Source organism: Actinoplanes sp. NPDC020271 (assembly GCF_044388125.1).
Classification (GTDB): Bacteria; Actinomycetota; Actinomycetes; order Mycobacteriales; family Micromonosporaceae; genus Actinoplanes.
In genome coordinates this window covers 281,331-304,075 of sequence record NZ_JBIRWQ010000009.1, presented here as the reverse complement: position 1 = coordinate 304,075, position 22,745 = coordinate 281,331, and the positions used below count along the sequence as shown (strand labels likewise).

22 protein-coding genes and 2 pseudogenes are annotated in these 22,745 nt (G+C 69.4%); 13 read left to right on the top strand and 11 right to left on the bottom strand.

All coding sequences use genetic code 11. The features are described from left to right. Positions 1 to 18 precede the first annotated feature (18 nt). A complete protein-coding gene (locus ACH442_RS22415) occupies positions 19 to 1,434 on the bottom strand; it encodes a serine hydrolase domain-containing protein (RefSeq protein ID WP_396340012.1) in 1,416 nt (471 codons plus the stop codon). A 44-nt stretch (positions 1,435 to 1,478) separates the two neighbouring features. Next, positions 1,479 to 2,492, bottom strand: a complete 1,014-nt coding sequence (locus tag ACH442_RS22410) for a LacI family DNA-binding transcriptional regulator (RefSeq protein ID WP_396340011.1) — start codon at positions 2,490 to 2,492, stop codon at positions 1,479 to 1,481. A 145-nt stretch (positions 2,493 to 2,637) separates the two neighbouring features. On the opposite strand from ACH442_RS22410, the gene ACH442_RS22405 reads away from it, so the two are divergent. The 3 genes from ACH442_RS22405 (at position 2,638) to ACH442_RS22395 (ending at position 3,561) form a co-directional block, all read left to right on the top strand. Further along, on the top strand, positions 2,638 to 2,856 hold the full coding sequence (locus tag ACH442_RS22405) for a hypothetical protein (protein ID WP_396340010.1): 219 nt from the start codon (positions 2,638 to 2,640) through the stop codon (positions 2,854 to 2,856). A 109-nt stretch (positions 2,857 to 2,965) separates the two neighbouring features. Then, a complete protein-coding gene (locus ACH442_RS22400) occupies positions 2,966 to 3,154 on the top strand; it encodes a hypothetical protein (RefSeq protein WP_396340009.1) in 189 nt (62 codons plus the stop codon). Next, positions 3,151 to 3,561: a hypothetical protein gene (locus ACH442_RS22395; RefSeq protein WP_396340008.1), complete on the top strand. Its 411-nt coding sequence runs from the start codon at positions 3,151 to 3,153 to the stop codon at positions 3,559 to 3,561. Before ACH442_RS22400 ends, ACH442_RS22395 begins: the two co-directional genes overlap by 4 nt. Before the next feature lie 90 nt (positions 3,562 to 3,651). Here the strand turns inward: ACH442_RS22395 and ACH442_RS22390 are convergent, their stop codons facing one another. Both ACH442_RS22390 and ACH442_RS22385 read right to left on the bottom strand, forming a co-directional pair. Beyond that, complete coding sequence (locus ACH442_RS22390) at positions 3,652 to 4,614, bottom strand: hypothetical protein (RefSeq protein WP_396340007.1); 963 nt, start codon at positions 4,612 to 4,614, stop codon at positions 3,652 to 3,654. 169 nt (positions 4,615 to 4,783) lie between these two features. Next, positions 4,784 to 5,791 (bottom strand): DUF4037 domain-containing protein, encoded by a 1,008-nt coding sequence (locus tag ACH442_RS22385; RefSeq protein ID WP_396340006.1) that lies wholly within the window; start codon positions 5,789 to 5,791, stop codon positions 4,784 to 4,786. Between the two features lie 50 nt (positions 5,792 to 5,841). Here ACH442_RS22385 and ACH442_RS22380 point away from each other — a divergent pair, with 50 nt between their 5' ends. From ACH442_RS22380 to ACH442_RS22370, 3 genes are all read left to right on the top strand, one after another. Next, complete coding sequence (locus ACH442_RS22380) at positions 5,842 to 6,840, top strand: phosphotransferase (RefSeq protein WP_396340005.1); 999 nt, start codon at positions 5,842 to 5,844, stop codon at positions 6,838 to 6,840. Positions 6,841 to 7,183: 343 nt separating this feature from the next. Continuing rightward, positions 7,184 to 8,188 (top strand): BtrH N-terminal domain-containing protein, encoded by a 1,005-nt coding sequence (locus ACH442_RS22375; protein ID WP_396340004.1) that lies wholly within the window; start codon positions 7,184 to 7,186, stop codon positions 8,186 to 8,188. Positions 8,189 to 8,193: 5 nt separating this feature from the next. After that, positions 8,194 to 8,502: a phosphotransferase gene (locus ACH442_RS22370; protein WP_396340003.1), complete on the top strand. Its 309-nt coding sequence runs from the start codon at positions 8,194 to 8,196 to the stop codon at positions 8,500 to 8,502. Between the two features lie 9 nt (positions 8,503 to 8,511). Here the strand turns inward: ACH442_RS22370 and ACH442_RS22365 are convergent, their stop codons facing one another. Continuing rightward, positions 8,512 to 9,969, bottom strand: a complete 1,458-nt coding sequence (locus ACH442_RS22365) for an NF041680 family putative transposase (protein WP_396340002.1) — start codon at positions 9,967 to 9,969, stop codon at positions 8,512 to 8,514. 229 nt (positions 9,970 to 10,198) lie between these two features. Here ACH442_RS22365 and ACH442_RS22360 point away from each other — a divergent pair, with 229 nt between their 5' ends. Together ACH442_RS22360 and ACH442_RS22355 are read left to right on the top strand one after the other, a co-directional pair. Then, on the top strand, positions 10,199 to 11,644 hold the full coding sequence (locus ACH442_RS22360) for a hypothetical protein (RefSeq protein ID WP_396340001.1): 1,446 nt from the start codon (positions 10,199 to 10,201) through the stop codon (positions 11,642 to 11,644). A gap of 328 nt (positions 11,645 to 11,972) precedes the next feature. Continuing rightward, positions 11,973 to 12,647, top strand: a complete 675-nt coding sequence (locus tag ACH442_RS22355) for a hypothetical protein (protein WP_396340000.1) — start codon at positions 11,973 to 11,975, stop codon at positions 12,645 to 12,647. A gap of 333 nt (positions 12,648 to 12,980) precedes the next feature. Here ACH442_RS22355 and ACH442_RS22350 read toward each other — a convergent pair whose 3' ends face one another. The 3 genes and pseudogenes from ACH442_RS22350 to ACH442_RS22340 form a co-directional block, all read right to left on the bottom strand. Continuing rightward, positions 12,981 to 13,667 carry a GNAT family N-acetyltransferase gene (locus tag ACH442_RS22350; RefSeq protein ID WP_396339999.1) on the bottom strand — a complete coding sequence of 229 codons (687 nt, stop codon included), beginning with the start codon at positions 13,665 to 13,667 and terminating at the stop codon, positions 12,981 to 12,983. A gap of 286 nt (positions 13,668 to 13,953) precedes the next feature. Beyond that, positions 13,954 to 14,936, bottom strand: a pseudogene (locus ACH442_RS22345) (transposase); the annotation flags it as partial. Between the two features lie 179 nt (positions 14,937 to 15,115). Continuing rightward, a complete protein-coding gene (locus tag ACH442_RS22340; protein WP_396339998.1) occupies positions 15,116 to 15,640 on the bottom strand; it encodes a hypothetical protein in 525 nt (174 codons plus the stop codon). 397 nt (positions 15,641 to 16,037) lie between these two features. Here ACH442_RS22340 and ACH442_RS22335 point away from each other — a divergent pair, with 397 nt between their 5' ends. The 3 genes from ACH442_RS22335 (at position 16,038) to ACH442_RS22325 (ending at position 18,191) form a co-directional block, all read left to right on the top strand. After that, on the top strand, positions 16,038 to 16,262 hold the full coding sequence (locus ACH442_RS22335; RefSeq protein WP_396339997.1) for a hypothetical protein: 225 nt from the start codon (positions 16,038 to 16,040) through the stop codon (positions 16,260 to 16,262). Between the two features lie 148 nt (positions 16,263 to 16,410). Continuing rightward, entirely contained in the window at positions 16,411 to 17,091 is a 681-nt protein-coding gene (locus ACH442_RS22330) for a hypothetical protein (RefSeq protein ID WP_396339996.1), read from the top strand. 308 nt (positions 17,092 to 17,399) lie between these two features. Continuing rightward, entirely contained in the window at positions 17,400 to 18,191 is a 792-nt protein-coding gene (locus ACH442_RS22325; RefSeq protein WP_396339995.1) for a hypothetical protein, read from the top strand. An 89-nt stretch (positions 18,192 to 18,280) separates the two neighbouring features. Here ACH442_RS22325 and ACH442_RS22320 read toward each other — a convergent pair whose 3' ends face one another. Genes ACH442_RS22320 through ACH442_RS22310 form a run of 3 tightly spaced genes read right to left on the bottom strand, consistent with a single transcriptional unit; the run spans position 18,281 to position 20,832 of the window. Continuing rightward, on the bottom strand, positions 18,281 to 18,997 hold the full coding sequence (locus ACH442_RS22320) for an FkbM family methyltransferase (protein ID WP_396339994.1): 717 nt from the start codon (positions 18,995 to 18,997) through the stop codon (positions 18,281 to 18,283). A gap of 48 nt (positions 18,998 to 19,045) precedes the next feature. Beyond that, on the bottom strand, positions 19,046 to 19,705 hold the full coding sequence (locus ACH442_RS22315; protein WP_396339993.1) for a response regulator: 660 nt from the start codon (positions 19,703 to 19,705) through the stop codon (positions 19,046 to 19,048). Beyond that, the gene (locus ACH442_RS22310) at positions 19,702 to 20,832 is read right to left on the bottom strand and encodes a sensor histidine kinase (protein WP_396339992.1); all 1,131 of its coding nucleotides are present in this window, start codon (positions 20,830 to 20,832) and stop codon (positions 19,702 to 19,704) included. Before ACH442_RS22310 ends, ACH442_RS22315 begins: the two co-directional genes overlap by 4 nt. A gap of 134 nt (positions 20,833 to 20,966) precedes the next feature. Here ACH442_RS22310 and ACH442_RS22305 point away from each other — a divergent pair, with 134 nt between their 5' ends. Both ACH442_RS22305 and ACH442_RS22300 read left to right on the top strand, forming a co-directional pair. After that, positions 20,967 to 21,770, top strand: coding sequence for an alpha/beta hydrolase (locus ACH442_RS22305; RefSeq protein WP_396339991.1), 804 nt, complete (start codon positions 20,967 to 20,969; stop codon positions 21,768 to 21,770). Continuing rightward, positions 21,767 to 22,741, top strand: a pseudogene (locus ACH442_RS22300) (acyltransferase); the annotation flags it as partial. The gene ACH442_RS22305 and the pseudogene ACH442_RS22300, both read left to right, overlap by 4 nt. Between the last annotated feature and the right edge of the window lie 4 nt (positions 22,742 to 22,745).

Here is a 22,745-nt window from a genome sequence, read left to right as displayed (position 1 = left end):
GCGGACGGGCGGTGCCGGTCAGGCGACGTCGGGGCGGGTCATCAGCGGGGCGCGCAGGTGCCGTTCCAGGATCGGGCCGGTCAGCGGGACGGTGGACCAGACCGCGCTCGCCCGGCCCGTGCCGGCGTCGACGGTCAGGCGGACCCGGTGCGGGGTGGTGATGACGTAGAGGTCGGCGACGAACAGGTCGCCCCGCCACGCGGCGGTGGTGACGACCGGACGGCCGAGCGGCGCGGACTCCCGCCACCCGCCGTGGCCGGCCTCGACGGTGACGGACTCCCCGAGCCGCAACCGCCAGCCGCCGCCGGGCATCGGGTCGACCGTGATCACGGTGCCCTCCGGCAGAGCCGCGTCCTGCGACGCGTCGATCTTCGCCGTGGCACTGCGGCCCGGGCCGGCGTCCCCGGTCACCGGCGGCAGGGAGAGCCGCTTCAGCCGGTCGGCGAGCCGCTGGTCGTCGCCGGCCGGGTCCGGACGGCCGATGCCGGGCAGCAGGCAGTCCCACAGGGCGCCGGGCATCGAGTCCTCGACCGTTGCGGCGGCGGTCACCGCGACCACCAGGTCCTGCGACGGGGCGACGACGCACTGCTGGCCGAAGGCGCCGTTGCCGCGGTAGCCGTGCCGCGACATCCAGAACTGGTATCCGTAGCCGCACAGCGAGTCGGGGTTGTTCGCCCAGTCGTCGCCGTGCCGGGTGTCGGCGTGCCGTCGGGTGGCCAGCTCGATCCAGTCGGCGGGGATGAGCTGCCGGCCCTGCCGGACGCCGTCGCGCAGCAGCAACTCGCCGAACGCGGCGACCGCCTCGGTGGTCAGGTGCAGGCCGTGGAAGCCGAACGCGGCGCCGCTCGCCACCCGGTCCCACTCGGCGTGGCCGATACCCATCGGCGCGAACAGGCGCTCGTCGAGCAGGCCGGGCAGGTCGCGGCCGGTGACCTTCTCGACCATCCGGGCCAGCACGTACGTGGTGGCGTTGTCGTAGGTGTGCCGGGTGCCCTCGGGCGTGGTGAACGGGACGCGCAGGAAACCCTTGACCAGGTCGTCCGGTTCCAGCTCCCACGCCTCGGTGAGACTGTCCTGCGGGTGGCCGGCGGTCATCGACAGCAGGTGGTGCACGGTGAGGCGGTGACCCTGCGCGGAGACGTCCGGCGGGACGCGGCCGGGCAGCACGTCGACGATCCGGTCGTCGAGGCGCAGCAGCCCGTCGGCGATCGCCAGCCCCACGGCGACCGAGGTGAACGACTTGGTCAGCGAGTACAGCAGGTGCGGCCGGTCGGCCGTGTACGGCGCCCACCAGCCCTCGGCGATCACGTGACCATGGCGCACGATCATGACGGAGTGCGGCTCGATGTTCTCCTCGAGCCGGTCCAGCAGGGCGTCGATCGCACGCGAGGAGACACCCATCGCGGCCGGGGTCGCACGCGGCAGCAGTGACATCCGGGCACCGTAGTCCGGCCGGTGCCCCGGGCGCGAAGGCTTTCTCAGGCGGGCGCCGAGGAATTGCGGACGACCAGCTGGCATCCGACCTCGTGCACGCCGGGGGTGTGCCCGTTCTCGATCGCCTGGAGCAGGAGGCGGCCGGCCTGCTGTCCGACCTGGCGCAGGCTCAGGTCGACACTGGTCAGCGTGGGGCGGCACTCCTCGGCGACCGGCGCCCAGTTGTCGACGCCGACCAGCGCGACGTCCTCCGGGACGCGGCGGCCGGACTCGCGCAGGCCGTCGGCGACGCCGCGGGCGATGGTGTCGCTGCCGCAGAACACCGCGTCGACGTCCGGGTGCTCGCGGACGATCGCGGCGGCGGCGAACCGGCCCCACCGCTCGCTCCAGCCGCCGTACCAGGGGTCGCCGGCCAGCTCCAGGCCGGCGGCGTGCAGGGCCCGCGTCAGGCCGGTGACGCGGGCGATCGCGGACGCATGCCCGTGCGGGCCGGTGACGTGGGCGATGCGGCGGCGCCCCGTACGCACCAGGTGTTCGATGGCCAGGACCGCGCCGCCGGCCTCGTCGGTGACCACGCTGCAGTCGGCCTCGTCGGCGGAGCGGGCGAAAGCGTAGACGACCGGGACCGGGGAGCGGGTCAGCAGCGGGGGACGGGCCTCGGCGCGGCGACCGGCCACGATGATGCCGTCGACGCGGCGGCTGAGCAGGCTGCGCACGTAGTGCTGCTCGCGGATCGGGTCGTCGCGGGTGTCGCAGACGAACGCCAGGGTCTCGGCCCAGCCCAGCGCGTCCTCCGCACCGTGCAGCACCGGCAGGCTGAACCGGCCGTGATGATCGGTCATGATCAGTCCGACGGTGAACGTGCGGCCGGTCAGCAGGCTCGTCGCGACCGAGCTGGGGATGAAGCCGAGCTGTTCCGCGGCGGCCTGCACACGGGCCCGGGTCTCCTCGCGCAGCTGTCCGCGATCGTTCAGCGCCTTGGATGCCGTCCCGACGGAGACGCCGGCGAGGCGGGCCACGTCGGCGATCCCGGCGCGAGTCTTGGATTTGCCTGGCACGACGCCACGCTACCGACGGAAACCCTTTTCCTCAACCCGGGCCGTTGACCACTGTGTACTCCGGTCGCAGCCTGGCGGAAATCGCTGTCCCGCCACGGCAAATGCTTTCCGTGCCGGTGGAGATGAGCGCTCATGAGACTCGCTGGTGCTGCCCGGCGGCGCGTCCGACTCCGCCGGCGCGTATCTCACCATTCCCTGCGGCGTGCTCGCCGGCCGCACCGAGCTGACCGTTTCTGTTCGCGTCAAACGGGACGGGACGACCGCGCCCCGGCAGGGGATCCACGCGCTCGGCAAGGACGACAGCCGGTATCCGTTCAGCACGCCGTACAACGGGGACGGGGCGGTGACGGTCGGCCGGGGGTGAGGCGGGGACCCAGGGTCACCGGGCCGGCGGCGTGACCAGCGCCGGGCGGCCTGCGTCACCTTGTCGGGCGACTTGATGTCCAGCGACAAGGGGGCGTACGTTCGTCAGCATGTCGGACGACATCCCTCAGATCATCAAAGACCGCCGGAAGTTCCACGCGGAGTGGTGCGCACTCATGGGCCTCCCGGCGCCCCGACTCTGGACAGAGGAGGACGAAGCTCGCTATCAAGCCAAGACGGCCGACGACACCAGGCGGGCCCGCGAGTTCTGGGCCGCGCAGCGAAGTGAGGCGGCATGATCGAGGAGCCGCCTCGCGTCCTCGACGCCTCCGCGCTGGTGGAGTTGTTCAACGGGAATTTCGAGTTGATGACCATGCTGGGCGACGCGGACCGCGGTCGGTTCAGCGTCTCCGCGCCGGCTGCGGCTGTTCTCGAAGCGCAGGTGGTGCTGAAGGCCGCCCCTTGGATGTGGGAACAGGTGCTGAAGGAACGGGTGTACGAGCTGCCGCTCCAAGGAACTGCATCGGTCGTGGCCGGCAACTTCGCCCGGCCCCGGCTGGAGAACTACTTGCCGCATCGCGTGCTGACCGGGCCACCGATGGTCGGACACGTGCTGCATGAGGCACTCGTCATGTCCGGGACGATCGTCACCACGGTTCCGTTGAACTATGGCGGACACGCGGTGCCGTTGACCGTCCTGAGGTAACGGACTACCGCCGTACGGCAGAAATTGTTCTGATCGAAATGCGAAAGCGGTGACCGGCCGTCCCTGGGACGGCCGGTCACCGCGTCTACGTCAGGAGACGCCGGTGGCGAAGCGGATGGCGTCGTCGCGGGTCAGCGGGAGGGAGCTCCAGGTGATGATGAGCGCCTGCGACGGGTTCCAGGTGATCACGATCTGGTGCAGTTCGTCGTAGTAGACCGCGGGCCGGCCGTTGATCGTCAGGTTCTCCATCGGCGGCTCGAGGTCGACCTCGGCGGGGTCCTCGAAGGAGACGCACAGGGGGCTGTTGCCGGTTCGTTGCATGACCACGACGTCCGGCGGGGCGAGGCACATCATGCCGTCGGCCTGCTGATCCAGGGTGAGGCCGGGCGGCACCGTCGCCAGCGTGAACGGGGGTTTCCCGGCCGGGACCGTGCCCGTGTCCTTCAGGCCGCCGGCGAACCGGCGCACCTCGCTCTCGCTGCGCGGACCCCAGCTCAGCACCGTCACCCACTTGCCGTCGGGGCGTTGCCAGCGGATCCCGACATACTGATCGCCGGGGCCGGACCCGTCGTACTGCGAGGAGGTGTGCACCTCGGCGGTCAACCCGCTGACCGTGGTGCTGTGGGTGTGCTCGGCCTCGGTCTCCCAGCCGGCCTGCAGCGGACCGAACTCGGCCGAGAGGATCGACTCGCCGTCGGTGTACTCGAGGCGGACGTTCACGCCGACCTGGGCGACGCCGCGGGTGCCGGCGTCGCCGGGGACCCAGGTAAGCTGCATCGGGAAGGTCGGCTCGGGCCAGGCCGGTGGCGCCCAGCCGTCGCTCTCGTGCACGACCGGGGTAACCGGCCGGTGGTGGTCGTCGCGGCTGACCAGCGGGATCGTGACCCCGGCGGCGCCGACGACGAGGGCCGCGGCGACGGCGATGATGCCGCGGCGGCGGCGCTGGTCACGGCGGACGCGGTCGGTGACGCTCGCCCACAGGTCCGGCTGCGGCGCGGAGTCGGCGGCCCGGTCCCGCAACGTCGTGCGCAGGTGCTCTTCCAGGCGGCTCATCGTTTCGCTCCCGATTCGGTGTTCAGTGCGCCTGGACCAGATCCTCGCCCAGGTGCCGGTCGCCGCAGAGCAGATAGGCGAAGCGTCGTAACGCGTCGCCTCGCGCTCTCACGTATTCCTCGAATCCGCTGTGCACCGCGTCGACTCCCCCCGGGTTCCCGGCGTGCTCTCACCCCTCAGGACGCGGTGAACGGGCCGCGTTGCTTACCGCGATGCAGATGTCCGGTCGCCCGATGACGTCGATGCTGTCGGTGATCTGGTCGATCGAGCCGATCGCCGGTGCGCCGCCGAGAAGCGCGGCGGCGAACCGGCCGGCGTCGATCACCGGATAGCCGCGGTCGAAGAACGGGCGGCGGTGCGTCTCCTGCGGCGGGCACAACCCGAGCGCGTTCTGCCGGCGGGCGGCCTCCTCGTAGGCGTCGCACAGTGCTGACGACCGGAGCTCGGCATCGTCGGCCGACAATGCGACAACCAGGTGTTTCGCCGCCGGGTCGCTGCGGGTCGCGGTTCCGAGCCATTTCCCGTACGGCGGCCAGCGGCGCTGCTGCAGAAGAAACAACCGTGCGAGATCGCGGACAATCCGGGCCGTCACCACCCGCGAACCCGTGTCGTCGCCGAGCTCGGCGGTGCGGCCGACGAACGATTCCTGCTCCCCGATCCGCGCCCATTGGCAGCCGAGCACATAACGCCAGACGTCCTCGGGATACCACGCGTACCGCGCCCGGATCGCGGTCAGCTCACCGTCCGGGTCGTGAAAGACCGCGCCGCCGGTGATCTCGGCGAGCCGCTGCCACGGAATGGCCGGCCAATCCGGATCGTCGCCGATTCTCGCCCGCACCCAGGAATCGAGCCGGGTCACCGTCACGTAGTGGTCGACCGGGCCGTCGGTGTCGGCCATCGACCGGACCCGGGCGCCCGGCGGCACGAAGTGCGTGGACCAGCCGAGGAAACGTTTCGGCAGCTCGTGGCGCAGTCGCTCGGTGATCCCGTCGTCGTCCATGAACAGGTCCAGGCGCGGGCCCCAGTCGTGGTCGGTCGACCGTGGCGTGTCGAAACCGAGGACGTCGCTGCCGGAGCCGATACGGGCGGCGAGATGCGGACGGTCGCCGAGCAGCGGGCGTACCGCCTCCAGGTAGAACCGGCGGGACAGATCCACGCCGGGCCGGAATTCAGGCATGGAACCGGTCTACCATCCGGAATCATGGGGATCATCCGGATATTCGCGTGGTGAGCAGCGCGCCGCAGACATTGACGTACGGCACGGCCAACGAGGTCACCGGCGGAGTGTGGCGCGTCGCCCGCAACGGCGGAACAGCAGTCCGCAAACTGGTCATGCGGCGGCGTGACGGCGCGGCCGCCCATCTGGCGGCCAGCGACGATCCCGGCCATTTCAACTATTGGCGGCGCGAACCGACCCTCTACCGCACCGGATTCGCGTCGAACGCCTTCGCGGCCGGAGGCTTGTCCGTCCCGGAACTGTACGAGATCGAGGAAACCGGCGACTCGATCACGATGCTGCTCGCCGATGTGCCCGGAAAACCGCTGACGTCGTGGCGGGCCGAGGAACTGGGCGACGTCGCCTACCGGCTCGGGATGGCGCAGAGCCGGTGGCTGGGCGGGCCCCCGGACTCCGAGTGGCTGGCCCGGGACTTTCTCCGGGACTACACGCTGGCCCAACCCGTACCGCCGGAAGTTGACTGGCATCACCCCGTCGTGGTGGAAGCGTGGGAACCGGAACTGCGCGCCCGGCTGCAAGAGATGTGGGCGCGGCGTGACGAGCTGCTGGCGGCGGCCGACGGGCTGCCCAGGACGCTGTGCCATCACGATGTGTGGCCGATGAATCTGGTGCTCGCCGACTCCGGGCCGGTCCTGCTGGACTGGGCGTTCGCGGGGGCCGGGGCGATCGGGGAGGACGCGGCGAATCTGGCCCTCGACACGTTCTTCGACGGGCTGTTCGATCTGTCGGTCCTGGACGGGGTGCTGTCGGCGGTCACTGAGGGTTATGTGCGGGGGATGTCCTCGGAGGTGGATCCGTCGCTGGTGCAGCGGGCGATCATGATCTCGGGGGCGGCGAAGTACTTCTGGCTGGCGCCACGGATGATCGATGCGCTGATGCGGGACCAGCCCGGGGCGGCGTACGACTCGCGGGGGTGGGCGGAGCGGTTCGCCGGGCGGGGGACGGTGCTCGAGGTGGTGGCTCGGTGGGCGGGGGAGGCGCTGCGGTAGCGGCCCTCCACGCCGGAGCAGCACGCGGTGTTCGGGAAGGGCACCGTGCCCGGCGCACGACGCATCCCGTCTCGCCGGTGTGTGTCCCGCTGCGGTACTTCGCAGCGGGACAACCGTTCCATCCTATCGTCCTAGGATGCCTTAGGGGCAGTGCGAACGGACAAACCCCGAAGGACGGCTTCGCCGACCCACAAAAAATCTTGGTTGGCGATTTGACTCGGCCCTTGGGGCAGACCGCAGGCTTTGGACAGCGCCCGGCGGACCCGCTCGGTGCCGACGAAGTCCTGGAGGTTCCGGTGTCCGAGTTCGCTCCCGTCCTGACCGTTGCCGCGCAGGTGCCGACATGATCATCGACGGGGTGGCGTATCCGGGCGGCCGGCACTGTGAGACGACCGCGCTGGGTGCCCTGCTCGCTCATGCGGGCCTGGAGCTGTCCGAGCCGATGCTGTTCGGGCTGGGCGAGGGGCTGGGCTTCGTCTACTGGGACGCGAAGAACTTGGACTTCCCGTTCCTGGGCGGCCGCTCCAAACCGATGCAGATCACCCGGACGCTCGCCGACCGGCTCGGGCTGGCGCTGTGGGTGGAGCAGACCGCGTCGGCCGGCCGGGGGTGGCGCAACGTCGTGGCGGCACTCGAGTCGGGCCGGCCGGTCGGGCTGCAACTCGACTGCGGTCACCTGGACTACTTCTCGACGAGGACGCACTTCGGCGGGCACGTCGTCGCCATGTACGGGTTCGACGACGAGCACGCCTACCTGATCGACACCGCCCAGCAGGGCGGCGCGGTCACGACCTCGCTGAAGAGTCTGGAGCTCGCGCGCGGCGAGCGCGGGCCGATGACGGCGCGGAATCTGTCCTTCACGGTGGCGGTGCCGGGTAATCGGTGTGATCTGGGCGAGGCGATCCGGTCAGCGGTTCGTGGCACCGCGGCGGCGTTTCTGCAGCCGCCGATCGCGAACCTGGGATTCCGGGGGATCGAGAAGGCGTCCGTGCAGGTGCGCAAGTGGAGGGAGCGTTCCGCGGATCCGGCGCGTGACCTGCCGCAGGTGGCGATGCTGATGGAGCGTGGCGGGACGGGCGGTTCGCTGTTCCGGGCGATGTATCGGGACTTTCTCGGTGAGGCCGCGACCGTTGCCGGCGACGAGAGGCTGCGGGCCGGGCATCGGATGTACGGGGAGATCGCGCCGTTGTGGACCGAGGTCGCCGCCTGTTTCGCGGTCGCCGGTGAGTCGGGGGATCCGGGCCATCTGGCGCGGGCGTCCGAGCTGCTCGCCGACCTGGCCGCCCGGGAGCGGCAGGCGATGCAGATCTTGGCGGAGGTGTCAGCGCGAGGACGCGGATCGACCTGAGGGCGATGTCGCCGGAGGGGGTCGCCCGTTGTCGTGCCGCGTGGGCTCGGCTGGCCGGTCGTCCGGCGTGTGTGGTGCACGGTGATCCGAATCTCGGCAACGTGCTGGTGACCGCTCGTCAGGTGGCGTTGATCGACTGGGACGAGGCGCATGTCGACGTGCCCGATCCCGACCTCGTGCTTACGGGCAACGCCGCTGGTCTCGACGACGGTGCTCATGACGTTGCCGCGCAGGCGTCGGCGGCGTGGGAGGCGGCGGTGTGCTGGGACGACGAGTACTCGGTGAAGCGGCTCGCCGAGGTTCGAGCGGTCTGAGCTTGTCGTTTAACCAGTTCGGCGGGGCTTGGTGCCCTTCTTGTGATGGGCCGGTCGCTGGTGTGCCTGGCCGGTGACCAGGATGAGTCCCACGTCGTGGCGGACAGCGGGCTGCCGGTTGCGGGAGCCTGGCGGGCGGCCGGGGCCGGGCCGGCTGGGTTTAGGTGCGCGCGCTGGCGAGGTGCTGGTCGCGCGCAGGTTCCGAAACCCGCGCCGCACCCGGGCCGGCGTGAGTCGCTCCGGCGCCATCGGGCGTTCCCAGGGCCGGCGCAGGTCCTGAGCGAGGGGCCGGGCCAGGCGCAGCTGAGTATGAGCGGCCAGCACCAGCCACGTCCACCGGTCCGCCGCGGCTGGCTCGCGCAGCTGCGGGGCGGTCCAGCCGAGGGTCTGTTTCAGCAGGCGGAAGGTGTGCTCGAGGTCGAAGCGGCGCAGGAAAGCCTGCCAGCAGCGGTCGACATCAGCATCGGTGGCGTCGATCTTGAACCACCACAGCCAGAGCGGCTTCGGCTCGCCGCGGCTGGGCAGATGATCGACGGTGAGCCGGATGACCGTGCCGGCGATGATCGGCAGCGCCTGCTCGTGGTCGACCCAGGCAGCGCGGCGGGTCAGCCGCGGGTGCAGCCGGTCCCAGGCCTGCGCCCGGACCTGGCCGTAGAGCCGGGTGTCGGTGACCGTGAGCGCGTGCTCGGTGTCCCAGGTGGCGGGGTCACCGAAGACGAACTCACCGCCGTGCTTAGCCGGCCGACCACCTTCCGGGTGATAAACGCGGGGCGGGGACGCACGGCGCAGCACCCGGTCGGAGCGCATCCGGCCGAGTATCTCCACCGGCAGGTCCCGCAGCAGCCAGGCGATACGCGGGGCCTCGTAGCCGGCGTCGAGCACGATCAGGATGTCGCGGTCCCCGGCCTGCCACTGCCCGGCGTCGGTCAGCCGGTCGATGAGCTTCCGGATCTGTGCGCAGGTGATCGTGGTGACGTCCGCACCGGGCGGCAGGCGGACCGCGTCCAGCAGAGCGGTCCAGGAGGTCCGGCCGGTCTCCAGGGCGGCGACGATCGAGTACGGCCAGCCCGGGATCATCCGGTGTTCGTCCTTGCCACGGCCGTAGGTGTGGCAGAACGAGCGCTGCGGACTGCAGTCACCGTCCGGGCGTAGCCACGGCGAGACATCCACCGCAAGAACCAGGCGGCCGTCCGCCGCCCGCGGCAACGGCAAGCCGGCCAGCTGCCGGCGCAGCGACTCCACGTCGATACGCCCCGCGTTGAGCGCGTCGTACAGGGCGCCATGGCCCCGCCGGTGCTCCGGAGCAAGCGACAGCCCGACCAGTGTCTTGACCGGCCCGTCGGTGCACAACAGGGCGTCGGCCAGCTCGAACAAGGCGTCGGCCCGCCGGGTCATGCATCGGTAGAGCTGCTCACGGAACCCCGCCAACACATCGATCGCTTCCGCCCTGTCCGTCACGACCGCCACAACGAACGTCGACAGGGGCCAGACGCGCCCATCCTCCCCGGATGACGCTCGATTACCGTCGGCCAGACCGGAGGTGGGCCCTACGAACGCGCTCAACTGCCGAGGAGAGTGCGTTCGGGTCGACCTGTGGAAGGCCTGTTGGTCCTCGCCGCTGTACCTTCTTGGAGGCCTACGCGCCTGCGTATGCGCCACGAAATCGCATGATTCAGCCTCAACTTCCGGGAGCACCGTGCTCGCTACGCCGATCGTGTTCGCCTTGGCCGGAAACCCCGGACTGCAGCCAGGACACATCGATGCTCTCTTGGCAATGAATGACCCAGATTTGTCACAGGAAGTGGCGCGAAGAGAGGACCTCAGCGCCGCGCAAATCGCCCGGCTCGCCAGTAGTGGTCAGCAAAACACCCTGGTGGCGTTGGTTGAGTCAGGCAGCCTGGCGGTGGAGCGCATTCCGCGCGACGACCCGCGGGCGCTTCTTGCCGCCATCGGCCGGGCCGATGCCCCCAACGACTTGCTGCCCAGGCTTGCCAACTGGCCGGATCCCGCAGTACGCCGGGCGCTGAGTGAGCATGCGTCGGCGCGGGCTGATATCGCGTATCTCGTGGCCAACGATGAGGACTGCTCGGTGGCTGCCGGCGCGGCTCGCCTCTGGGAACTTCCCGAGAAGCTGGCGCTGCTGCTATGGGGGCGTGCCGAGGCCTGTGTGCGGACCGCCCTGGCATCGAATATCCATGCTCCAGGTGCCATTCTCGCTGACCTGATACGCAATGGTGGCGAGCCGGGAATAATTCCATGCCCACACCAGCCCGGCGACGCCGCGGTCACGAGAGAGGTACGGCTGCTGGCTGCAGGTAATCCTGCGACTCCCGTATCCGCAGTCGAACCGTTGGCAGCCCGACCCGATTCCACATGGGCGGCGGCGCTCGCGAGACGATCAGACTTATCTGACGAGACTTATCGGCACCTTCTGGAGCTTCGCGACCACGACGTGACGGCTGGCGTCGCGGCGAACTGGGCCGCACCTCCCGATCTTCTCCGTGCGCTCTACGACCTCGAAGCCAGCCGGTGGCGACATTGCGTCCTGGCGAATCCTCGCACCCCGCTGGACCTGCTGGTGCGGTACAGCCGCGAAGGCGGCTCACCGCCCACCGAATTTCACCCCGACCTTGACGGATTGCTCACGTTGGCCCGAGACGCCGACCCGCGGGTCAGGCTAGTCGCCGCTGCAAGCTTCAGGCTGCCGGCAGACGTCCGCGCGACCTTGATCGACGACGAAGACTTCGACGTCGCATGCCGAGCGACCCGCCACTACACCGTTTCCGCCGAACAGGTGCGTACGTTCGTGGCCCGATACGGTTCACGCGTCTTCTCGCAGGTGGCTGGTCACCCCTCTTGCCCGCCCGACGTTCTGCTCGCCATCGCGACGGAACCGACGAGCTCAGCCGAAGAAATCATCGACGTCGCGGTACACGAGTCGGCACCACCCACCGCGTTGGAGGCTTGCCTCAGACATCCACATGCGGTCGCCGGCATCGCGGGCAATCCGTCGACGCCGCCGGACATGCTCATCAAACTTGCAGCCCATTCAGATCCCCGGGTCCTATGGGAACTCGCGGGAAATCCGAGTCTCCCCGCTATAGCCAGCGATCTCATCATCAAGAACTTCGCGGCCAGCTAACCGGTTACTCTCTCGCCTACCCCGTACTCAACTGCCGCCGATCGCGCGCGGCGCCGCGGTGAGTCGTCACGCGGTGTGAGGCACGTCGGGGCAGTCAGACGTACGCTCGTGCCGAGAAGAGTGTGCTTAGTTGTTCCCATTCTTTAATGGGTCATTATGTCTGTGGCCGATGCTTTCGGCCTTCGATCTGGCGTTGTGGCTGTAGGGCCCGTCGCGATCCGCCTGGTTGTTCAAAACGCGGCTTGCCTCGCCGGTCCGGCCTCGGCCCAGCAAGATATCCGCGGCCTGCTCGAGCTTCCGCTGCCGTCAAGTCTGGGATCATGATGACGTGGAGTTTCTGGATCTGACGGCGTACGCGTACTCGGAGTCGGCGCTGCCGATGAAGGCGGTGGGCTGGCTGGGCAGTGAATACGGAGTTCAGGGTGGCGACGCAACACCGTTGACCGGGGCTGAGCTGCAGTTGCTCAAATCGGCTTCGTTACGCGTTCGCAGCTTGATGCTGGGCGTGCACGAGTGTGAGTTCTGCTGGGCCGTCGAGGGCAACGGTGAATTCCGGTACTACCTGCCGAGTGGTGTCATCCATGCCGCGCCCACGATGATCGTGCACTATGCCGAGGAGCACGGTTATCGGCCACCGTTCGAGTTACTCAGCGGCTTGCCCGAGGCGATGCGGCCGCCGTGGGACTGGCGGGCCGAGCGCTTGTGCGCCGTCTTGCGTGACGAGTCTGCAGACTTCGTGTGGCGAGCTGACGCAGCCGTCGATCTGGCGCTCTGGGACGACCGTCGAGCCTATGACGCATTGCGCAGCGTGTTGAACGACGAGGAACTGGTGGACCTCGCGGGGAGCGAGGTCGGACGTTCGCTGGCAGCGTTTTCCGGGCGCGCTTATGCGAGCGATCTGGCCGACGGCTACCTACATCCCGTCGTGCGATCCGGCATCGAGAAGGCATCACAGATTGACTATCGCCTGTGTGTTCGTCCTGTTCCCCCGCTACGACGATGACCGGATACGCGTGCATCTGCCCACCCGGCGGCGTGGAAGGCGTTTACTCTCATGCCGCAAAGAACGCTCGTTGGGTCCCGTCGTCGCCCGCCCCCAGCAGGCTAGGCGGCACGCACCGTAGTTACCCTTCATGGCGCAGTGATCTCGTCCACGGCGGCGTCGGGGTGGAGCGGGAGGTTAAACGACAAGCTGAGTGCCTGTCTCTCTACTCCAAGATCGAGTTAGGGCCGGTTCGTGAGCCCGGCCGACAGCGTCACGCCGCCAGCGACACCGGAACCACGAGCGACACTGTTGCCAGGCCAGAGAGTCGCGGGCCGGTGCACGGTGATCACCTCAGGATCGGGTGTACCAGTTGGCCATGGCCGTCGTGTGGAACCCCAGCTTTTCGTAGAGTGGGCGTCCGGCATCGGTCGCGACCAGGGCGAAGGGCTGCTCGGGGTGGGCGTCGAACGCGCGGTTCAGGATCGCCCGGCCCAGGCCCCGCGACCGGAACTCGGGGAGTGTCGCCAGCCAGTAGAGACCCACTGCCGTACCGTCGTCGAAGGTGTAGGCGGCCGCGGCCGGCGACCCCTTCGAGTACGCGAGCCAGAACCGCCACCCGGGCAGTCCCAGGATCCGCGGCGGCAGCGCGTGACCCCGCACGACCGGCTGGTAACGCCGCAGAGGGAACCCGTCGATCATGACTCGTTCCGCGACCGCGAGCTCGTCCTCACCGGACACCTCGACCACGCCCGGCACAGGAGATTGCGCGGGCGGGCCGGGCGGGCGGACCATGACCGGCATCCGCGTCACGGTGACGGACGGATCCGGTTCCGGGGACCCGAAGACGTCCTCGACAACGACCGGCCCGGACACGCCCTCGATCAGCGGGCCGATCGACGCCGGCCGGCGCAGCAGGATCCGTGTCACGGCGGGTAGCTCGGCGTGCAGGTGACCGTCGTGCTCATGGACCTCACGGGCGAGGCCGGGAATCATGGCGGCCGCGTTCGCCACGTAGACACCGCCGTCGTTGGTGATCACGAGCGTGACTGTATCGAGTAGGGAATGATGTGACGGCGGCCACGGCGCCAGCAGGGTCTCAGGGAGCGGGTGCGGTCACTGCCTGGCAGATAATCGAGGCAGTCTCAGCTTGTCGTTCAACCAGTTCGGCGAGGCTTGGTGCCCTTCTTTGTGATGGGTTGGCCGCTGGTGTGCCTGGCCGGTGACCAGGATGAGGCCCACGTCGTGGCGCGCAGCGGTGTGCCGGTTGCGGGAGCCTGGCGGGCGTCCGGGGCCGGGCCGGCTGGGTTTTGGTGCACGCGCTGGTGAGCGGCTTCGGTTCGCCGTGGCTCGGTAGGCGGTCGACGGTGAGCCGGATGACCGTGCCGGCGATGATCGGCAGCGCCTGGTCGTGGTCGATCCAGGCGGCCCGGCGGGTCAGCCGCGGGTGCAGCCGATCCCAGGCCGGCGCTTTTACCTGGCCGTAGAGGCGGGTGTCGGTGTGCGTGATCGCGTGCTCGACGTCCCAGGTGGCGGGGTCACCGAAGACGAACTCGCCGCCGTGCTTGGCCTGTCGACCGCCCAAGGGCTGGTAGACCCGCGGTGGGGTCGCTCGGCGCAGCACCCGGTCGGAGCGCATCCGGCCGAGGATCTCCACCGGCAGGTCGCGTAGCAGCCAGGCGATGCGTGGGGCTTCGTAGCCGGCGTCGAGGACGATGAGGATGTCGCGGTCGTCGGGGTCCCACTGCCCGGCGTCGGTGAGACGGTCGACGAGCCGTCGGATCTGTGCGCAGGTGATCGTGGTGACGTCTGCGGCCGGCGGCGGCAGACCGACGGCGTCGAGCAGGGCGGTCCACGAGGTGCGGCCGGTCTCCAGGGCGGCGACGATCGAGTACGGCCAGCCCGGGATCATGCGGTGTTCGTCCTTGCCGCGCCCGTAGGTGTGGCAGAACGAGCGCTGCGGACTGCAGTTGCCGTCCGGGCGTAGCCACGGCGAGACGTCGACGGCCAGCACGAGGCGGCCGTCCGCAGCCCGCGGCAACGGAGTCTTGGTCAGCTGCCGGCGCAGCGATGCCACCTCGATGCGGCCGTGGTTGAGCGCGTCGTACATGGCGCCGTGGCCGCGCCGGTGCTCCGGCGCCAGCGACAACCCGACCAGCGTCTTGACCGGCCCGTCGGTGCACAACAGCGCCTCGGTCAGCTCGAATAACGCGTCCGCCGCCGGGTCATGCATCGGTAGAACTGCTCGCGGAACTCCGCCAGCACATCGACCGCTTCTACTCGGTCCGCCACGACCGCCACAACGATCATCGATGGGTGGGGACACGGCTTCGCGGGCCTCAGCATGCCAAAGCGTCACCTATCCCGGCTCGGGATGACGCTCGGTCACAGTCGGTCGGCTCGGCGACGGGACGCTACGAGTGCGCGGATTTGCCGATGTGAGTGCGTACCTAACTGAGGGCGAGACCACTCGCGAGATTGGTTCTATTTCAGCACCAGGCGTCCCCGTCATAAGAGCCGGTTACCTCGATGCCGTACACATCCGCTGGCTCCTGGACCTCGCCGGGAATATTGAGGTCACTCGGGTACCACACGTTCAGGTATGCCGTGGTGCCATCGATATCCTTGCGGAAGCAGCCAGCGGCGGCGGAAACCACCAAGTCAGCCGACGGCACCGGGGTCGGATTCTCCCCGTCCGCCTGCCACCCGTCGGCCGCGGCAGCAGCACGGTAGAACGACATGACGGCCTCGCGGTCCAGCTCCGTCTGGTACCGCTGGCCGGCATACGCGAAGCCATCGTCAGAGTCGCAGCCCGAGTATCGGTCCTTCGTCGTCGCGGCGTCCGGATGCACCGACATGATCGGAAGGTCAACCAGCACTACCGCAAACCGCTCATCCCGAGCAGAGCACCCTCCGAGCGCTGTTGCCGGGCCGGAGCACCCCATGGAGGTACCGACCACCAACGCCCCAATGACGGTGAGCGCGACGGTGCGAAAAAGCCGGTTGACAATCACCGCCGAACTCTAGAGCGATCAGAGCCTTCGCCCATTCACAGGGTCCCGTCCTCACCGCAGACAACGACTTGTTTCACTCTTCGCGTTCGCTCTTCTGCGGCTTTCCACGCTCGGGCGCGGCACTAGCTCCGCGCAGGGGAATGAGGCAGCTTGCCAGGTGTGACCTGGTAAGAACATAGTCATGATCGAGTTGGTGGCCAATGAAGTGCTGGCTCGTCGGGAGGACCTCGCCGGACACGTTCGGGTGCTCTTGCTGCGGCTGGGCTTCCTGTCGTGCCTTCCAGCATGAGCCCTCGGCTGGCGATCGGGCGCGCAGGTTGGGGTCGACAAGCTCGCGGATTGCCATGCTCCGGTGCGGGTTGATTGGCGCGTCGACCGTGTGTTGATGGAGGCCGTCATGCAGACGATTGCGGCGAAGGACATCACCGCGCCGACCTACGTCCACTTCCAGGTGGTCCGTCAGGGCATGCTCCGCGTCATGACGGAAATATTGACCTCGGAGGGCTTCGAGGTTCGGGATAGCACCAACGATTTCGCTGCGTTCACCATCGAGGTCCTCGGGCCTCCGGAGCGCACTTCTAGCTGGACGACATTCAGCCTTGCCAACGACCCGATGCACTGATCTGCCGCGATCCGCTCGCTATAGAGCGTCACGGCTGCCGGGTGCCGGCCGGAGGTTGCTCGTGCTCAAAAGCGCGGGCGTGCGGCCCGGCAGGCCGGGTTTCTGATGTTCGCCAACCTCGAGCGGCGACGTGCTTAACCATGCTGTTGTGAGATCGACTGAGTGGGCCCGGGCCGCGCGCGAGTATCTTGTCCCGAAGCTGCCCGGCGCATGGGGTCACAGGAATGCGCTGCTCTACCAGCAACCCATTGACTGGTTGCTCTGCTACGTGGTGATGCAGACACGGCCAGGGTCCCGGAGTTTTCAGATGTCAGCGGACATCCAGCTTCTGTGCGAGCCCGCTGAGTACTTGATTGCTGATCTGTCGTTGGACAAGCGGGCCACACAACTGGGCAGGTTCCGGGATCTGCCGGAGGACTTGGTCCTTGCGGAGCCCGTGATGGCGGAGATCGCAGGAGCCATCAGCGGCGAAGTCGTTCCGTTCTTCGCCAGGTTCGGCGACCTTCCCACGTATGCGATTGCGGCAGAGCTCCATGCCTGGACGAGTAACGGGCTCAACTGCCACTTCCATGAACGGCTGTTCTACTCACGTCTGCTCCTGGGCGACTTCCCGGCTGCGCTCGCCGCGGCGGAGGTAGCGGAGCGCACGGGGCGGAGCGACGATCGCGAGTGGGCGCATGACCTGGCCGATCGAGTTGCAGCGATCGCAACCGCTGCCCGACGCGACCAAGCCGAGGCCGTCGCATTGCTGAAAGCCCAGGCTGCGTGGAGTCGCACTAAGCTTCGCCTGCCCCTGGCGGGTGACCGAAGAGGGTCTCCACCGTACTGATCTGCCGCGATCTGTGCGTGCTGACCAGCGTGGAACCCGGTCTTCGGTTAGTCGTCGACCGCCGTCAGTCACGCTCAGCGGATCTCTGGGGTCAAAAAACGGCGGACCGTCGGGCTGGTGAAGCCAGACGTCGCCGGACCATCGTGTCGGCTCCAGCGCCTGCACGTGGTTGATGCAGGTCGGTGCGGTGTCGTTCGCTGCGAGTTCGACAAGCTCAGGCACTGACCCGCCGTAGTGCTCGCTTGCTCCTGCGATCTGCCGCTAGACCGCGGCATGACACAAAGATCATTTCCGGTACGGTGCGCGCCATGCGTTTCCGATGGCGGCAGCTGACCGTAACCGAACACGTCGGTCTCTGGTGCTGCACGGTAATGGCACTGGTTTCGCTGGCCGGCTTCGCCGCCGATCCCCGGTCGGCGACCATCTGCCTGCTCTTCTTCGGCGGTGGCGCTGCCTTGATGCTTCACGTCTGGCGCCGCGAGGCCTTCACCGAGGCGGCCGCCGAGGTCGCTGCTCTGGTACTCGCCACCGCACGGCACGACCTGCCCGCATACCAGCGCCTGATCGCCGCGCTGACCCCGCTGCGCGGGGCGCGGGCCGCCGCAGCTCTCACCGGGTTGCATACCTGCGCCAAGTCGCTGGACGGCCTGTTCTTCCACGCCCGCCGCCGCGAGCTCGACGGGCTACTCAAGCTCAGTGACACACCGCTGAGCTGGGCGCTGGCCAGTCTGCACCCGGACGGTCATGTCCGCGAGGCGGCGGTGGCCGCGATGGGCCGCAAGCTGCAGACCGCGTTCGTACCGTTCCTGGTCGAACGCGCGGTGGATCATGTCGGCGCAGTGCGGTCGGCGGCGATGGCCGGGCTGCGTGCGATGCTGGCCGACGAGTCCGCCTGGATGCCGGTCGCCCGGTCCTATAGGCGGGTGGCTGCGCGGCGGCATGCCGCCGCGCTAGCCGATCTGCTCGGCCCGCAGGTACGGGTGCACGCCCTGGAGCCAGTCTGCTGCCGATTCCAGGGCGTACATTGCGGCATTTCCTTCGGGCAGTCCTGCGATTTCGTGGACCGGCAGTCGGCGGTGGGTTTGCCGGGGCGCCGGTAGACGGCGGTAACCGACGTCTTCGGTTCTTTGCTGGAATGATTCTGACGGCTTGGGTGGTCCCAGCGTGACGGACCGGAACGGCTGAGGGGTCAACGCGGCCGGAAGAGATAGTTGTTCGTGTGGGCGCACACCCGTCCTGCCGTCCGCCATCCCCGCTCCCAGGTGTACATGACGTACCCGCGCGCCGTGAGCCATTCGACGACGTTCTCGGGGGAGTAGGCGTACCGGGCGGTGTGTCTCTCCTCGATCTCGATGAACATGACGGGACGGAATTTGTCCACGGTCTCCGCCGCACCGTGCAGTACGTGCAGCTCCCCGCCCTCGACGTCGATCTTGACGAAGTCGAGGCGGTGCAACCGGGCCTGGGCCACCAGCTCGTCCACCGTCGTCACCTCCACCACCACGTCCTCGTGCCGGGTGAACTCGTCGTTGGAGCCGACTCCGCGGCTCTTCCAGTCGAGGAAGGAGCGGCTGGTGGCCGGGCCGGCGGCGGTGTAGGGCACCCGCATCGCCGCCCGGCCGGGTTCGGCGCCGAGGGCGACGGTGCGATGGTGGACGTTGGCGCGGCGCTGTGCGCCGAGGACACGGGTCCAGAACGGGTGTCCGAAGGGCAGCGGTTCGGCACTGTGCACCGCGCCGTCCGGGCCGACCAGGTCGGACAGCAGCCGGCTGTACAGGCCGGCGGCTGACCCGATGTCCAGGCACACGTCGCCCGGCCGGACGAGGCCGCCGATCGTGTGCAGTTCGCCGTCGAGGTACCGGGTGTGGCGCGACAGGGTGGTGGCGATGGCGTTGAGGATGGTCACGGCCCTGAAGGTAGGCGGTGGGCGGCCGCCGCGAATCGGCCCGCGGGCTTACGCCCCGGGGCTTACCAACCCCATCTCGTATGCCATGATCACCAGGTGCACGCGGTCGCGCGCGTCGAGTTTGGTGAACAGGCGAGCCACGTGGGCTTTGGCGGTCGCCGGGCTGATGTGCAGGCCGGTGGCGATCTCCGCGTTGGAGCGGCCCAGGCCGACCAGGGTCAGCACTTCCCGCTCCCGTTCGGTGATGCCCTCGGCGGAACGGTAGACCGGGGCGGGCACGGCCGGGCGGCCGGCGAACTGCTCGATCAGCCGCCGGGTCACGCTCGGGGCGATCAGCGCGTCTCCGCCGGCGACGACCCGGACCGCACCGAGGATGTCGTCGAGGGCCATGTCCTTGACCAGGAATCCGCTGGCCCCGGCGCGCAGCGCGGCGTAGACGTACTCGTCGTCGTCGAAGGTGGTCAGGATCAGCACTCTGGGCGGATCGATTCCGGACAGCAGGTGCCGGGTCGCCTCGATGCCGTCCATCACCGGCATCCGGATGTCCATCACCACCACGTCCGGCCGTTGTTCGCGGGCCAGGCGCACCGCCTCGGCGCCGTTGCCGGCCTCGCCGGTCACGGTGAGGTCCTCGGCGTCGTTGATCAGCACCCGCAGGCCGTTGCGGATCAGCGGCTGGTCGTCGACGAGCAGCACCCGGACGCTCATGCGCCTTCGCCCGGCATCGGGATGCGCGCGTACACCCGGAAGCCGCCCTGGTCGCGGGGACCGGCGCTGAAGTCGCCGCCGAGCAGGCTGACCCGTTCGCGCATGCCGGAGATCCCGTACCCGTGATCACCGTCGCCGGTGATGCCGCGCCCGGCGTCGGTCACCTCGATGGTCAGCACCTGCGGCCCCTGCTCGATGACGACGTCGCACCGGTCGGTGGCGGCGTGCCGGATCACGTTGGTCATGGCTTCCTGCACGATACGGAACGCCGACAGGTCGATGTCCGGCGGCAGTGGCGCCTGTTCGCGGCTGCGCCGCAGGAAAACCTTCAGACCCGCTTGCTCGGTACGGGCGATCAGGCTCTCCAGATCGTCCAGGCCGGGCGCCGGTTCCCGTGCCGCGGGACCCGCCTCCAGGTCGTTGCGCCGCAGGGTGCCCAGCATCCGGCGCAGTGCCGCCGCGGTGTCCCGGCTGGTGTCCTCGATGTTGGCCAGCGCGTTGCGGGCCTCGGCCGGCTGGGTGTCGATCACCCGGCGGCCCATCCCGGCCTGCACCGCGATGACTCCGATGCTGTGCGCGATCATGTCGTGCAGTTCCCGGGCGATCCGCAGCCGTTCGGCCTGCACCGCCCGGTCCTCGGCCTCGGCGCGTTGCGCGGCCGCGTACAGGGAGCGCTGCCGGACCGAGTTGCCGATCACCCACGCGGTCACGACCCCGAGGATCTCGATGACGTAGAGCGTGGTCAGGTCGTTCGGACTGTCCAGCGCGGCCAGCAGCATCTGGGTGGCGGCGGTCGCCACCGCCGCCGTGACCGAGCGCCGCCGCGGAGCCTTGGCGGCGACGTTGCCGACCCCGATGTCGGCCAGGATCAGCAGTGGGACGAGCAGCACCCGGCCGGAGAACTGCTGGTGCACGGCCGGCACGATCAACGCCGCGCTGATCACCACGATCACCAGGGCCGCGATGGGGTTCCGGCGCATCAGGCTCAGCGGAAGGCCCAGCACCAGCATGATCGCGACGACCTGGATGAGGACGTCGCCGGCCGGCATCATGGCGACCAGGAAGAGGGCGACCGGGAACAGCAGCGCGAGGCTCCAGCGTGACCGGCCACCGAGGCGTACAGACATGCCGGTGATCGTATCGGCGCTGGTCAGCGTGGACATCGGCCCGCGGATGTACGCCCGTGGGCTACTCGCTGCCGGACGCGATGTGATCCACCGGCCGATGCGCGTCGATGGGTGCGCCCGGCAGGTTGTCGGCCATGAAGAAGAACATCGTCCTGGCCGTCCTCGCCATGATCGTCACCCCGTCGGCCGGTACGCTGCTCGCGCCGCCGGCCACCGCCCCGCCCACTGCGGTGAACCGCCCTCCCGGCACCTACCTGCTGTTCGATCCGCGCGGCCAGGGCCGGGTCGCCCAGGTGTTCGGGGACCTGGCGACGGCGCGCCGGATCGCTGTGCTCGTGCCCGGCATGTCCAACCGGCTGCAGAACTTCTGGCGCGGCGTCGGTGGCAAGCAGTATCGGTCACCGGCGACCCAGGCAGCGGATCTTCAGCAGGCCATGGGCCCGGGCGACCATGCGGTGGTGGCCTGGCTCGGCTACGACACGCCGCAGTCCGTCCAGCAGGCCGGGCGCGCGGACCTGGCCGGGGCGGGAGCCGACGCGCTGGTCGCGTTCGCCGAGCAGTTGACCACGGCGTATCCGCAGGCCACGATCGCGTTGCTCGGGCACAGTTACGGCTCAACGGTGATCGGCCGGGCCGCGTCCCGGCTGCCGTCTCAGGTCACTGACCTCGCGGTGTTCGGCAGCCCGGGGATGGGGGTCGACGACGTCGCCGGCCTGCGCACGACGGCCACGGTCTGGGCCGGGCAGAGTGCGGGGGACTGGGTTCGCTGGGTGCCGGGTCTGCGAGTGTTCGGTCTCGGGCACGGCACCAAGCCGGTCGATCCCGCTTTCGGCGCGAGGATCTTCGAGACCGCGGACGTCCGCGACCACGACCACTACCTGGCGCCGGGCACCGACTCGCTGGCCGCCCTGGCCCGGATCGCCGGGGGAGCGTCGTGAACCCGGCCGATCGGGACCGCACCGTCGACGCCCTGCGAGCCGTCGCCGTCCTCGGCGTGGTTCTCGGCCACTGGCTGGTGTCCGCTCTGGTCAGCGACCCGGCCCGGCCGGCCGCGTGGGACGGCGCGAGCCCGCTGGCCGAGCACCCGGCGCTGATCCCGTTCACCTGGGTGTTCGAGACACTCGGCCTGTTCTTCTTCGCCGGTGGCTTCTCGGCCGCTCGTGGCCTGCGCCGCCGTCCCGCCCGGCTCTGGCTGACCAGCCGGCTGACCCGGTTGATCCGGCCGATCCTGGTGCTCGGCGCGGTGTGGCTGCCCGCGCTCGGGCTGCTCCGGGCGGTCGGCGCTCCGGCGAGCACCCGGCATGCCGTGTGGTCCCTGGTCGCGCACCCGATGTGGTTCCTGATCGTGTACGTCGTCCTGCTCGCCCTGACCCCGCTGCTGCGCGCCGCCATGCTGCGGTGGGGCCTGTGGGCGGCCGTGGTCCCGGTCGCGCTGATCGCGGCGAGTGACGTCGTGCGGCATCTCGGCGTGCAGTCGCCGCTGCTGCTGGTGGCTGCCCCGGTCGGGTGGGCTGCCCCGTACCTGCTCGGAATGTGTTTGTCCGAAGGTCGTCTGACCCGTGGGGCCGGGCGCGTTCTGGCCGTCGGCGGGCTCGTGACCGGGGTGGTCCTGGTGGTCGTGGCCGGGTACCCGGCGAGCGCGGTCGGGGTCCCCGGCGACGGCTGGTCCAACCTCGACCCGCCGTCGCTGTTCGCCCTCGCGCTTGCCGCGGCCCAGCTCGGCCTGTTCGTGCTGCTGCGGCCCCGCCTCGCGGCCGTGCTGCACCGGCCGGGGTGGTGGCGGCCGGTCGTCGTGCTCAACGTGTCCGCCATGACGCTGTTCTGCTGGCATCAGACCGCGTTGCTGCTGGTCACCTTCGCGAGCCTGCCGGCCGGCCCGCTGCCCGGCCTGCTCGACGCGCCGGCCGGGCGGT

Bases quoted from the DNA above. Each gene is read 5' to 3' on its own strand.
- ACH442_RS22415 (WP_396340012.1), bottom strand. From the start codon at position 1,434: ATGTCACTGCTGCCGCGTGCGACCCCGGCCGCGATGGGTGTCTCCTCG.
- ACH442_RS22400 (WP_396340009.1), top strand. From the start codon at position 2,966: ATGTCGGACGACATCCCTCAGATCATCAAAGACCGCCGGAAGTTCCAC.
- ACH442_RS22395 (WP_396340008.1), top strand. From the start codon at position 3,151: ATGATCGAGGAGCCGCCTCGCGTCCTCGACGCCTCCGCGCTGGTGGAG.
- ACH442_RS22390 (WP_396340007.1), bottom strand. From the start codon at position 4,614: ATGAGCCGCCTGGAAGAGCACCTGCGCACGACGTTGCGGGACCGGGCC.
- ACH442_RS22385 (WP_396340006.1), bottom strand. From the start codon at position 5,791: ATGCCTGAATTCCGGCCCGGCGTGGATCTGTCCCGCCGGTTCTACCTG.
- ACH442_RS22375 (WP_396340004.1), top strand. From the start codon at position 7,184: ATGATCATCGACGGGGTGGCGTATCCGGGCGGCCGGCACTGTGAGACG.
- ACH442_RS22370 (WP_396340003.1), top strand. From the start codon at position 8,194: ATGTCGCCGGAGGGGGTCGCCCGTTGTCGTGCCGCGTGGGCTCGGCTG.
- ACH442_RS22335 (WP_396339997.1), top strand. From the start codon at position 16,038: ATGCAGACGATTGCGGCGAAGGACATCACCGCGCCGACCTACGTCCAC.
- ACH442_RS22325 (WP_396339995.1), top strand. From the start codon at position 17,400: ATGCGTTTCCGATGGCGGCAGCTGACCGTAACCGAACACGTCGGTCTC.
- ACH442_RS22315 (WP_396339993.1), bottom strand. From the start codon at position 19,705: ATGAGCGTCCGGGTGCTGCTCGTCGACGACCAGCCGCTGATCCGCAAC.
- ACH442_RS22310 (WP_396339992.1), bottom strand. From the start codon at position 20,832: ATGTCTGTACGCCTCGGTGGCCGGTCACGCTGGAGCCTCGCGCTGCTG.
- ACH442_RS22305 (WP_396339991.1), top strand. From the start codon at position 20,967: ATGAAGAAGAACATCGTCCTGGCCGTCCTCGCCATGATCGTCACCCCG.